The sequence below is a fragment of the Oceanospirillum sanctuarii genome, assembly GCF_002150805.1.
Classification (GTDB): Bacteria; Pseudomonadota; Gammaproteobacteria; order Pseudomonadales; family Halomonadaceae; genus Oceanospirillum; species Oceanospirillum sanctuarii.
On record NZ_MTBA01000001.1, the window covers coordinates 700698 to 713682 of the forward strand.

The 12985-nt window shown below is 50.0% G+C and carries 9 protein-coding genes; 5 read left to right on the forward strand and 4 right to left on the reverse strand.

Annotation, left to right across the window (positions count from 1 at the left end):
• Positions 1 to 62 precede the first annotated feature (62 nt).
• Positions 63 to 911: a CLCA_X family protein gene (locus tag BV405_RS02915; RefSeq protein WP_086479335.1), complete on the forward strand. Its 849-nt coding sequence runs from the start codon at positions 63 to 65 to the stop codon at positions 909 to 911.
• Positions 912 to 926: 15 nt separating this feature from the next.
• Here BV405_RS02915 and BV405_RS02920 read toward each other — a convergent pair whose 3' ends face one another.
• Positions 927 to 2735, reverse strand: a complete 1809-nt coding sequence (locus tag BV405_RS02920; protein WP_086479336.1) for a VRR-NUC domain-containing protein — start codon at positions 2733 to 2735, stop codon at positions 927 to 929.
• A 187-nt stretch (positions 2736 to 2922) separates the two neighbouring features.
• Here BV405_RS02920 and BV405_RS02925 point away from each other — a divergent pair, with 187 nt between their 5' ends.
• Positions 2923 to 4029 (forward strand): coiled-coil domain-containing protein, encoded by a 1107-nt coding sequence (locus BV405_RS02925; RefSeq protein ID WP_086479337.1) that lies wholly within the window; start codon positions 2923 to 2925, stop codon positions 4027 to 4029.
• A gap of 169 nt (positions 4030 to 4198) precedes the next feature.
• Positions 4199 to 7228, forward strand: coding sequence for a transporter substrate-binding domain-containing diguanylate cyclase (locus BV405_RS02930; RefSeq protein ID WP_086479338.1), 3030 nt, complete (start codon positions 4199 to 4201; stop codon positions 7226 to 7228).
• Between the two features lie 74 nt (positions 7229 to 7302).
• Here the strand turns inward: BV405_RS02930 and BV405_RS02935 are convergent, their stop codons facing one another.
• A complete protein-coding gene (locus BV405_RS02935; protein ID WP_086479339.1) occupies positions 7303 to 8097 on the reverse strand; it encodes a pyridoxamine 5'-phosphate oxidase family protein in 795 nt (264 codons plus the stop codon).
• Between the two features lie 143 nt (positions 8098 to 8240).
• Here BV405_RS02935 and pdxR point away from each other — a divergent pair, with 143 nt between their 5' ends.
• Positions 8241 to 9842 (forward strand): MocR-like pyridoxine biosynthesis transcription factor PdxR, encoded by a 1602-nt coding sequence (gene pdxR, locus BV405_RS02940; RefSeq protein WP_086479340.1) that lies wholly within the window; start codon positions 8241 to 8243, stop codon positions 9840 to 9842.
• Positions 9843 to 9915: 73 nt separating this feature from the next.
• Here pdxR and BV405_RS02945 read toward each other — a convergent pair whose 3' ends face one another.
• Both BV405_RS02945 and BV405_RS02950 read right to left on the reverse strand, forming a co-directional pair.
• On the reverse strand, positions 9916 to 10629 hold the full coding sequence (locus BV405_RS02945) for a pirin family protein (RefSeq protein ID WP_086479341.1): 714 nt from the start codon (positions 10627 to 10629) through the stop codon (positions 9916 to 9918).
• 262 nt (positions 10630 to 10891) lie between these two features.
• Positions 10892 to 11821 (reverse strand): DMT family transporter, encoded by a 930-nt coding sequence (locus tag BV405_RS02950; protein ID WP_086479342.1) that lies wholly within the window; start codon positions 11819 to 11821, stop codon positions 10892 to 10894.
• Positions 11822 to 11972: 151 nt separating this feature from the next.
• Here BV405_RS02950 and BV405_RS02955 point away from each other — a divergent pair, with 151 nt between their 5' ends.
• Entirely contained in the window at positions 11973 to 12824 is an 852-nt protein-coding gene (locus BV405_RS02955; protein ID WP_281251632.1) for an AraC family transcriptional regulator, read from the forward strand.
• Positions 12825 to 12985 lie beyond the last annotated feature (161 nt).

Consider the following 12985-nt stretch of genomic DNA (forward strand, 5'->3'; position numbering starts at 1 on the left):
TACAAAAAAACAGAACTATTATTTAACCGCATCCTTTTGAGTTCTTGATACCAATCTCCGTTATGCCTGAATCCCCGTCAAAGCCTTATAAACCGCAGCCTGCCGATGAAAAAGCAAAACGCTTCTATCGAACAGGGCCTGATCACAGGCCAAAGGATCAGTACTGTGATTTTATCCAGTTAAGGCGGCGTTTTGATTTTCGCTCCATTGAGTTGGGACGCTGGGTCACAGAAAAAGAGAAGCAGGATGCAGCAGGGCGTTTCTATGATGCCCTGTGTGATCTGATGCTGATCTTACATGTACCGGAGAGCGTGATCTCGATGCGGGGATCACTGGCGCTGCACTACGGAACCGGAGGCAGACCTGGTGTTGCAGCTCATTACGCACCCAACCAGAGAGCCTTTGCTCTGGCCAAAAATGCCGGTCCCGGCAGTATCGCCCATGAATGGTTTCACGCGCTGGATCACTATCTGGCGGATAAAGCCTTTATCACCGCATCCGGGATACGTTTTGCGTCCGGTCTGTGGCTGGATCAAGGGGCGGGGGAGCAGGACCTGATTCCTCATGCAATAAACCGAAAGCTGAGTGCGTGTTTTGCTGCAATTATGCTGGATGAAAGCGGCGAACAGCCTAGTGAGCTCTTTCGTTGCTCTCTGTTGGCTGATCAGGTAGCTGGTATCAATTATTACAGCCAACCGGAAGAACTCTGCGCCCGGGCGTTTGAGGCTTTTGTGCAGGATGCGCCGATCAAAAACAACTTTCTGGTTAAAGGCACCAAGGCGTCTTTTGAAGCCCAGCATGGGCTTTATCCGTCAGGTGCAGAACGGGCACGAATCAATCAGGCCTTCAGAGAGTATTTCAGCCTGCTGGGCAGGGCAGTGAAAGCACAGGAAGAGCGTTCAACACTCTAATAACCAGGAATACAGTCAGTAATCCTGCCAACTAACATAAACCACCTCAGCAGGAATACCATCTCTCAGCATCTGCTCCAGCCATAACCTCTGATGATCCTGCAGCCGATCACCGGGGGCTTTTACCTCGACAAAGCGGTACGTCTTTTCATCAGGATTAAAGACCACCAGATCCGGTAAACCCTTCCGATGATGACGCAGATCCAGCAGCAAATGCCGGAACAGGGCTTCAAGGTGCTTTGCCGGAATCAGTTCAAGACTCAGTTTGATCAGAGTTTCATTCAGAACAGGCCAATGCATCAGTGTGCAACTGATACCCTGTTTTTGCTGATAACAGCTGAGAATATCCTCTTTGTAGTCATCTGAATGGGTCAAACGGTGGAAGATCTCATCCATCCGCTGTTGTCGATCCTGATAAAAGTCTTCCCGATAAAGGTCTGCAGGGCCGGACTGGAAGGGGTTAAAAAACGCACCGGGAACAGGTTCAAACAGGGCAGGCCAGAACAGAAGGCTGAACAAGCCGTTTATCAGACGGCTTTCCACATGAAAAGCGATCTCGCCCTGTTCAGCCAGATGATCAACCAAAACAGGCTCAACCGAGCGGTTAGGATAGGGTTGCATAATTAAGTGCTTCTCCGTCAAACGGACTTTTTTACTGCTTTTGACGCTTTTATTCAGTTTGCGGGCAACGCGCTTCAAAATCCGCTTCAGCAACAACCTCTGTTCCGGTTTGCCTGTGCTGAGCAACACAGCCTCAAGCTCGTTATACAAGGCCTCATAGCCTCCTTCGCCGGCGACCAGCTTTTCCATCAGCCGGAAACGGCGAATAACGGCCTCATCCTCCTGGCTGTTGCGATAGCACTTAAGAGCCAGCTCGGGATAACCACTGCGCTCGGCATGGTGACCCAGCTGAAAACAGATTTTGTGATAGCGGCGCTGCAACCATTCAGATCGATTTGCTCCTTCATCAGACAGATATGCCTGATGCTCTGCTACCAGCTTATCCAGCGAATGAGCCAAATCTTCCAGAGGATCGGATTCGAAGGCCAAAGCCTCAGCGTTTGTTTTAATCACATCTAACTGCTGCTGAATCTGATAAAGCGCCAAATAGATATCCACTTCCTGCCGTTGTTTAAAGGCTCTAGATTCCGGCGTAAAGTCAACACGTTCATATTGCTGGATACCCAATTCAGTCAGCACAAACTCTGACCAGCTCTGGTAGAGATTACCGAAAAACATCAGACGCAGCCGCTCAAACAAAGGACTGCAACGCAGTGCTATCAATAGGAAAGGGGCATCCGGCCACCAGTGGGTTATTTCCTGCAGTTGATGCTTTTCAGAAAGATTTGCAGACAAACCTTCTGCCAAAAGCAGCAGCTCCTGTTTGCTGTGTTTGGCCATCGGGGGTGGCAAAGCCTGATCAGAACCCTGATGGCAATGCTTAAGTAGAGCCAGTGCTTCAGGCTTGCGGCAGAGCCGGGTTAGCTCTGGCAGAGATACTGTAGGGGTCAGGCTGACGAATCCGTTGTCCTCAAGCAGCCTCAAAACATTGTTGAAACCTTCAGCATCACCCACTTCCGGATAGTTCAGGCTGTCATCACGGAACCAATCACCTTTACGCATGATCAGACGGATCAGCAAACCCTGCGCCTGCTCCGGCAGTTGCAGGAACTGCTCAAGCAGAGCTGTCTCATCTGTCAGAAGCAGATCCTTATAGTGCAGCAGGCACCAATCGATAACCTGACGGGCATTCACCAGATAATAGAAAGGGTCATCCAGAGAGGATGGGGTAGGAATGAAAGATCCGGAACTGTCAGTTGTCATCTTATCGGCGAAAAGGTGGTGTTAGTGGTTGAAATTCAGCGAATTAGCAGGTTACATGACCAAAGCAGTATAAAAGATGCCCGTAGGGTGTGTTTTTATCTGAAAGGGACTTTAAAGGCCAACGATGGCCAACCTAAAGCGTCAGAAACAGCAAACCACTCAACAATAAAAGCTGTAAGGCTGAACTATGAATCAGGATGCTAACTTACAAGATATCTGTGCTCAACAGATTCAACGCTGGCTGGATGATGGCCAACTGCTCAGTTCGATCACCGCTGCAGAACTGCATCAGGCTACTGAGGCTCCCTATACTCAATGCCTTGAAGCTCTGAGAAACTTCACTCCCGGTGGTACTGCCCCAGCGGCTCTGCCATCCACAGTTCCACCACCGCCCGCAGCCTTACAGGAAGTCTTCCGCCAAAGTCAGCAACAGATCTGGCAAACCCTCTGGCAGGAACAACAGCACGCACTTGATCAGCTGAAGCAGAATTTTTCCCATGAGAAAAAGCAGCTCCAGCAAACCGCCGATGAACGACTGGGGATGATCGAGAAACTGGAGCAACACCTTTCAGAAAAGGATGCCAGTATTGCAGAGATGCAGGAAAAGTTTCATCAGCAGCTCAGTCTGATTCAGGAGCTAGAACAGCATAACCATGATCTTGCCCGTGAACGTGACGTGCAGAAGTTCAATACCGATCAGTTAAAGCGCCAACTGGATGAAAAAGAGCAGGAAGTTCTCCAGCTTGAACAAGCCATAGCACAGAGCCGCGAAGAGGCTCGACTGCAGGAAGAGAAATCCCGCGCAGATATTCGGGAAGTTGAACAGCTGGTTGCTGAGCGTTCTCACTACACCAAAAGTCAGGAAGAAGAGGTCATCCGTCTGCAACAGCAACTGGCGGATGCCGAAAAATCCTACGCCAAGCTTGAGCTGCAGCTCAGCAGTGAAAGAGCCGATAACGCCTGGAGTCGTGACCTGAGTACCGAACAGGCACGCGAGATCAGTCAGCTCAGCCAACAGTTGAATGAGTACGAAACTGAGATCCGTCTGCTGAAATCCCAGTTGAAGGCTGCCGATCAGAAAATGGAGCATCATCAGGAAGAGTTGCGCAAAGAGCAACAAACTCTGAATCAGGCATTAACGCTATCCGATGAACAAGCAAAAGAGATTGCCGAACTGAGTCGTAAGCTTGATGCCGCTGAACAGGAATATCTGAGAGTCACGAATCTCTACCAGGAAGCAAAGAAGCAGGGTTCTCAACTTCAAAAAGAACTTAAAGGAATGCTCGGCCGCTGATGCGGCCATTTTTGAATCTTGGATTAGACCCTAATCTCAACGTCAATCATTCAATGGGCTAATTAGCGCAAATGGTCAGATCTCGTCAGATTCGTTTCGTGTTATTTAAGTAGAGCCGTATGTAATATCTCATAGGATAAAAACCAATAATTAAAAGGGACTTTATCCTATGTCTGCCTTTCTTGGTGGCCGGGCAGCTCAGGCTCAGGCTTACCTTCAGCCCACGTTCCTCTCCAAACTTTTTCTTTATCTTATTTCCTTTCTGTTTTTAATCGCGATAAGCCGACCGGCAGTTGCTATTGAACTGACGCCTGCAGAACGTGAGCTAATTCAACCCGGACAAACCATCGAAGTCGCCGTGATGTACGACTTTGTACCTTTTTCCTATGTTGAGGAGGGGACATTCAAAGGCTTTGTTGCAGATCTGCTTAAGCTGATCGAAAAGAAAACCGGTGCCACTCTGAAGCCAAGGATCGGGGAGTGGGGCGATAACCTTGAGCGTCTGAACCAGAAACGGATCGATGCTATTGCTGATATCTCCTTCAAACCGGAGCGAACCTCTTTCGCCCTGTACACCACACCATATTTTGAAATCCCTATTGCCGTTTTTACCGACAAGTCTTTCGGCCGCTATGAAGGTTTGGCAGATCTGTCAGGAAAACACGTCGGTGTTTTACGGGATATTTTCTATCTGGCAGAGTTGAGCCAACTGGAAGATATCAAAATCAGTACCTATGACGATTACGAGCAGCTGACCCGTGCCGTTGCACTGGGTGAGATCGAAGTAGGCCTGCAGAACCTGACTTCCGGTCTCTACTACGCCTCCAAGAATGCCTATATCAATATTCACGTAGCTGGTGAGTTTACCGTAAAGAATCTGGGGCGTGAGGATCTGCGCTTTGGGGTACGTGTTGACCGCCCTGCGATTCAATCACTGCTGCAAAAAGGGATGGACAGCATCACGCCGATGGAATGGCGTCAGCTGACGGATCACTGGCTTGGCATCTCTCCTGCGGATATCTCCGGCAAGCAAAGCGGCCTGACATTAACTCCGGAAGAGCGTGAGTTTGTTAAGAACAACCCCATCATCCGTGTGCAGAACGAGACCAACTATCAGCCTTACAACTTTTTTGAGGATGACCTGCCAAGGGGGCATTCCATCGACCTGATGAAGCTTTTGGCTCAAAAAGCTGGCTTTGAGGTTGAGTTTGTCTCTGGTTACAGCTGGCAGGACTACATGCAGATGATCAAAAACGGTGAGCTGGATGTGATGGTAAATATCGCCTACAGCACGCAGCGTGAAGAATATCTGAAGTTTACCTCACCCTATTTAAGACAAGCGCAGGGGATCTATTACAAGAAAAACGAAGAGGTTATTAACTCGTTAGAGCGTCTTGAAGAATCGACCATCGCAGTTCCGGAAGGCTTCTATATCTACGATATCCTGAAAGAGGACAAGCGCTTTAAAGTACTGCCAACTCAGGACAGCCTGGAATCCCTGATGATGGTCAGTACTGGTCAGGCAGATGCCACCATCGAGAGTATGACGGTGGCAGAGCACCTGCTGCACAAGTACAACGTGCCGGGTATGGCGGTAACCTCGCCACCTCAAATGGCGACGACCGAGCCCATTTCCCTGCGTCTTGCGGTAAGCCAAACCAATCCGATGCTGCATCAGATTCTGGAAAAGGCGATCAACAGCCTTAGCGATCAGGAGATGCGCAAACTACAGTACAAATGGACCGCCAGCCCGACGGAAAGCCAGCATTACCTGCACCTGACCAGTGAAGAGCTGGACTGGATGGAAAACCGTGCGGCCGTGCGCATCTGTACCGTAGGCGATAACCTGCCCTATGAGAAAACCACTGAAAAAGGTTTGCATCTGGGGGCTTTTGCCGACCTGCTGGAGATTATGCGCAAAAACGCCGGCATGAATGTTCGTCTGGTGACTGTGCAGAACTATCGTGAAGCGATGCAACAACTCCGAAGCGGTGGCTGCGATATGGTTTCCCGTGTTGCCCCCGGATTGGTTCAGTCAGATGTACGTATCAGCCAGCCTCTGCTGGAGAGTCCACTGGTCATCGCAACCCGTCTGGATGAGGTTTACGTTGATAGTATTGCCAAAATTATGCGGGAAAAAGTTGCCATAGTAGGTAACAGCCATATCCATGCCTTCCTTGAGTATCACCATCCGGATCTGCAGTTGATGCCTTACCAGTCTATGCAGGCGGCTCTGAATGCAGTTGCAGAGGGACAGGTGTTTGGGGTTATCGATACACTGCCGGCAATCAGTCGCATGATAGCGACTGAACACCGAACGGATATCAAAATCTCCGGTGAGTTGGTCAGCCGATATCCAACACTGCTGGCAACCCTGAATGACAATGCCACCTTGCTGCAGATTATCAATAAAGCCATTCAATCCGTTACCCCTGAGCAGTTTGAGCAGGCTGCGAATCAATGGCTGCAAACACCTGTGCTGACCGAACCGGCTGATTATCAACTGGCAAAACAGATCGGAATTGGCGCGGCAGGTCTCGTTGCGCTGATTTTCCTCTGGAATCGCAAGCTAAGTAAGCTGAACCGGGAAATTCACGAAAGCCGAGATCAGCTGATGCAGGTTCACGAAGAGTTGAAAGAGAAGAACCACCTTCTGGAACAACTCTCCACCACAGATCAACTCACTGGCCTTAAAAACCGACATTATCTGGAAGGGGTTATGCAGGAACTGGTGAAACACGCCAATCGTGAGACAGATCCTCAGCTCAGCCTGTTACTGATGGATATTGACCACTTTAAACAGGTTAATGACCAATACGGTCACCATAGAGGCGATGCCGTATTAACCACCTTTGCTGAGCTTCTGAAAGGATCTGGTCGTGATAAGGATATTATCGCCCGCTGGGGTGGAGAAGAGTTCTTAGTGGTTTGCCCGGATACTTCTCCTGAAGAAGCTCATCAGCTGGCGTGGACAATGCTGACCAGTATTCGCCAACATCGATTCGAGGAGATCGGACACTGCACCGCCAGTATCGGCATCTCCAGTTGGCAAAGTGGTGATGATTACGACATTCTGTGCCGCCGGGCCGATGATGCGCTTTATCAGGCTAAAGAGATGGGGCGCAACCGGGTTTGCACTCAGATAATTCCTGAAACAGCCCCTTCTGAGCATAAAGAAGCCGCACTCAGTGATGCCTGAGTAATCAATCTCCTGTAAATCAAAAAGGGCTTTCACCAGTGTGAAAGCCCTTTTTTCTTACTATCGACACCAGATCAGCAGATATCACAATCCGGCAGCACAGGTGTATTCAGCTGTTCCGACACATTTGGGTTAGCAGTCTGCAGTTCATCCTGTTCAGCAGGTGCCCAGCGTTGTTGGATTGGCAGCACACCGGCCCATACCGGCCAATCGAGATCGTCCTCATCATCCACTACGCCCTCAGCTCTTATCTTCATGGATACTTCGTCCAGTTTCACTCTCATGATGCCGGTCGCTTTAGCTTCCTGCTCCGTTACCGGGCGCAAGAGGTCCCAACGGCCGGGGCTAAGCTTTTCAACGAAAAGCTTGAAGTGGCGCAGTTTCTCATCCGGATCGGTCACCGCTTCCGGAACACCGTAGATCATGGCTGATCGGTAGTTTACCGAGTGATGGAAAGCGGAACGGGCCATTACAAGGCCATCAAGGCTTGCCAGCGTAATACAGACTTTCTGTTCGCCTTTGCCACTACCGGCAATGTTGGCTGCTTTACTGTGGCCGTGCCAGTACAGGTAATCACCTTCACGCCAGTGGCAGGTAGGAATCACACGTACCTGGCCGTTAATCTGAAAGCCGACATAGCAGAGTAGTGACTGATCGATAAAGGCCAGCATAGCGTCACGATCATCCTGCGCGCGTTTAGGGCCACGCTTAACCCGGGTCAGTTCGGTTGCACTTAAGGTAAGGTCTGCTGAAACTGATGTGTGCGGGCAGCCTGAAGCAGGTTTGTTTTGAAAAACAGATTGAGATTCAGAAACAGATTGTGATTCAGGAACAGTCTGGCTGTTTTCGGATGATACGTTCTGAGGCATGACATTTTCTCCTGTGCTGTCGTAAAGCCTGTACAAACTTTAACGGCCACAGGTATGATCAAAAATATCCAGTTTTGATATTTTTTAGCAGTCCAGATTAGAGTCTGAGATTAAGATCTGCTGCATCCGTGGAAGTACCCTTCATGCGCCAAAAACGAAATATCATCAGTAGCTTACAGTTTCTGCTGAATGATGATGACGGCCCGCTCTACCAACAACTCTATCAGCAGATTTTTGAACATATCCGTCAGGGGCGGCTGCAGCCTTCTGATCGCCTGCCCGGTAGCCGTGCACTGGCAGAAAGTCTTGGGGTTTCCCGAAGTACCGTGGTGAACAGCTACGAACGCCTGATCGCCGAAGGGATACTGGTCAGCAAAAGCAAGAGCGGAATCTTTGTTGCTGAAGATGCCTTACTGCTGCTGGATCAGCTTAAAAGCACTGGCAGATCGGAAGATTCGACAGATGATACAAACCTGGAAACCTCGGAAAAGCAGGTATTACCGTTAAGCTTTAACTCCGGCATAGACCCGGAGGCTTTTCCCCAACAGGCCTGGCTGAAAAGTATGCGCGCCAGCTGGCGTACACCTGACCCCATGGTGCTGGGGGATAACTGTCCAACAGGGCTGCCTGCGCTCAAACAAGCGATTGCCGATTATCTGTATCAGCTGCGGGGATTAAGGTGCCGGCCGGAGCAGATTCTGATTACCGCTGGCAGCCGCGATGCACTGACACTGATACGTCACACATTGGAAAAGATCAGCCCCGGGGTAAATTGGCTGTGTGAAAACCCAACTTACCCGCCGATTCGCGAGCTTATCCGTAGCTGGAAACAGCCTCAGCAGGCCCTTAGTCAGCTTGAAATCGACGAGGAGGGTTGTCTGCTGCCTGATCAGACAATCAGCCCGAATCGCAGGAGATTGACTGCATCAGTACTGACACCGAGCCGTCAGTATCCGATGGGAATGACAATGAGCAGCTCAAGGCGGCAAGAATGGCTGAGTTATCTCCAGCAGGAGCAGGGCTGGCTGATCGAGGATGATTACGACAATGAGTTCCACTACAACGGTAAGAGTGGCATTCCCCTGATGCAGGCGGACCGTAGCGGGCGGGTTCTCTTTGTCGGAAGTTTTTCCAAGGTGCTGTTCAGAGGGTTAAGGTTGGGCTTTATTGTCGCCTCTCAGGAGCTGTACCCAAAACTGCATCAAAGCCGGATTGAGCTGGGTGCATCCGCGGCGTTACCGATGCAACCTGTTGTAGCTGAGTTTATGCAAAATGGCGAATTTGCCCGCCATATCAACCGAATGCGCAGACATTACCGGCAAAAACGCGACTATCTGCTCAATCTTTGTCAACAGAAGCTGAACCCCTGGTTTGAGTGGCTGCAACCGCAGGGAGGCATGCATCTGCTGATTTTCCTGAAACCCAGCTTGCTGGCCGAGTCTCAGGCGAATGATCAGGCGTTGGATCTGATAATTGCTCAGGCGATGCGCCAGCAGAATATTCGTATGCATCCACTGTCGGATCACTTTTACATTGACGAAGGAGAAGGAGAAGGAGAGGTAGGAGAAAGAGGGATAGAAGAACTCTGGAAAAAATCCGTAGCTACCCCTGCATCTAAGCCCGTACCTAACTCAGTACATCGGGGCTTTGTGCTCGGCTTTACAGGGCCGGACGAACCGACCCTGCAACTAATGGTGGAGGCTCTGGCTCAAACAATGACAGAGCTATTCACAGGCCTTAAATAAAAGAGCTTGAGCAAAAGGTCTTGAGTAAAGATCCCGATAAAAGCGCTCGGACAAAACCTCCCAAAGATAATGACTAGGGCAGATCAAATACCAGAGCAAGCACCTGAGATTCTCCGCCGTTAATCAGCTCAAGACCCGATTCTTCACTGATCATGGCGCCATCTCCCGGAATCAGCTTTTGTGATTCATCTTGCCCCGCAACACGAATCAGTAGCTCGCCATCAACCAGGTGTATATAGAGATTACGCCCCGGTTTTATATCAAAGCTCTGCTTGGAATGGGCGGCCAAAACCAGCTGCGATAATTCAGCATCCTGTTTAATCTGCAGGCTGCCATTATCGCCATCCGGTGAGGCGATCAGGGTCAGCCCCTCAGACTTACCAAAGTCTTTTTGCTGATAGGAAGGCTTGCCGCCGGTACTGTCAGGGCGAATCCAGATCTGCAGAAAGCGCAGTTCATCATTTTGCGAGCCGTTAAACTCGCTGTGATAGATACCGCTGCCTGCGGACATCAGCTGAAATTCACCGGCAGGCAGGCGCTGGCTGTGACCTTCGCTGTCCTTATGCTCGATAATGCCTTCTGTGACGTAACTGATAATCTCCATATCCCGATGGCCATGGGTCTCAAACCCGGCACCGGGGGCGACACGATCATCGTTAATCACTCTTAGAGCTGAGAATCCCATGTGGCGTGCATCGTAATAGCTGCCAAATGAGAAGGTATGCTGGCTGTCCAGCCAGCCAAAGTTGGCTTTGCCGCGCTCGTCGGCATGACGAATCTGAATCATAGTGACCTCCGGCTGCCTGAACCTTTTGATGCGAGCCTTGGTTAAAGAGTCTCGTGTGAAGAATCTCGTGTTAAGAGTCTGAGGTGACGGAACCAAGGTGTCAGAAAAGGCTTTGCAGGCAGTGAATATTGAATTGAGGCCACTATAAATCGACTATAGCGAACATAAAATCGCGATTAATCGGGGCTATCTTTCTATAAAAACGAAAACAGCCGATAACCCTATATTTAAAGGCTACCGGCTGCGATCTGATTCAGATTCATTAGGCCTGCTTAAGCGTTTTACGGAAAAACTTCGCGATCAGGGATGAGGCGTTAACCAGAATAATACCTGTGATAATCAGGCCTGCACCCATGACAAAACTTGCCTCGATGGTTTCTCCCAGAAACCAGGCACCCAGCAACACACCAAACAGAGGTGTCAGGAAGGAAAGGGTTCCCAACTGAGATGCCTTGTATTGTGTCAGCAGCCAGAACCAAAGCAGAAAGCTCAGAAAAGCGACAATTACACCATGGAAGGCAAGGCTCAGCAGCACATCAGTTGTCGGATTGAAATAAGCCTGATCTGCGTAGATCGCCCAGGCAACCAGTATGATAAAGGCACCCACCAGCTGATAGAGCAGGGTTTCCTTAGCAGGGAGATTCGATAACCCGGTTGAGCGAACCACTACTGTGGTCAGTCCCCAGGCTGCTCCACCACACAGCGCCAGAAAATCCCCCCAGAGCACATCGCTGTTGATCTCCTGAGTCTCACCCTGACCCAGAAATGAAATCACGATTCCAATGAAAGCCATAATGATACCCAGCCACTGCAGAGCAGACATGCGCTCACCGGCAACTTTCCAGTGCAAGCCAATGGCTGCAAAAATAGGGGAGGTATAGAGAAAAACTGCTGCATGACCTGCAGAGGTATAGTTCAGTGCTTCACCCAGCATCAGGTATTCCAGAGCAAACAGCGTCCCTATGGTCATTGCCGGAATACGATTCTCCGCTGAAAGGCGCATTCCCTGACGGTTATAGATCATCAGCATGCCGATCAGAACAGCGCCTATACCGGAGCGTAAGGCGATCTGAAACACCGGAGCCAGATCCGTCGCCACAGCCTTCAGCAACACCTGCTGAAAGGCCATCACTAAACAGAAGCCCACCATCAGGCTGAAGGCAAAGAAATCCATCGATTTACGGGTACCCATAACACTCACTCAACTTACTAGCTCTGAGACAAATTAACTCGGAGACAAACGGTAAACAGAGACTCCAATAGTCTGAAGTCAGGAAGAGGGATGCATTATGGTTTGTCTGATAAAATCTATATAACGCAAATCAGACACAGGGTATCGAAGAGTGGTCAGTCCAGAGAAAAAAAGCCCTTTTATACATACACCACTGCATTTTGATCAGCTTCCGGAACCGATTCTTTATCTGGAGCGCACCATGCCGTCTGATACAATTTACCCTTCTCACCGGCATCCCTGGGGGGAGTTTGTTTACTCCTTCAGCGGTGTTCTTGAGTTAAAAGGGGAAGGGCAGGTGTTTCGGGTACCATCCAGCTACGCCCTTTGGTTACCGCCGGAAACTGAGCACCACGGCCTGAATCGTCATGAATCCTTTCATTGCTCGCTGTATATCGAGAAAAGTCTGTCGCGAAAGCTACCTCAGCAACCCTGCGCACTTATCATGACACCTCTGATTCGGGAGATGCTCAATCATCTTAAATCCAGGCCTCCGGTATCGCCTTATTCAGAAGCCGAGAGCCGGTTTATTCAGGTCATTTTTGATCTCCTGACCCAGGCTGCCAGCACAGGCAGCTATCTGCCTCATTCCACCGATCCCCTGTTAATCCGGCTGCTGACGATTTTCGAGGAGAACCCAGCCATTCACTCCTCGCTCAAAGAACTTGCGGAACAACTTGGCACCACAGAACGTACGCTGGCCCGCAAGGCTCAACGGGATTTAGGGATATCTCTTGCCGAATGGCGTCAGCGCCTGCGCGTTGTCAGGGCTATGCCCAAGCTGGAAGATGGCGAGAAGGTGGAGAGTATCGCACTGGAGCTTGGCTACAGCACGTCGTCTGCCTTTATCGCCATGTTTAAGAAAATGATGGGAGTCACCCCTGATGAATACCGTCGAGGCATTGGGCAGGATGTATCTCAGAGTTCCGGATATAACACTGTCAGGACGGCTGACCGCGAATAACCCCATACGGACTACTTGATAATGCGATTAATTCTCAACTATTCACTTTTGTTATTGATATAGATTATCATTTACGCCTGATAATAATTTCAAGACATCCCGGATGGGGATGATTGGGCGCATAATGAACTGCAGAGCACATCACAGCATCGCGGAGCCGG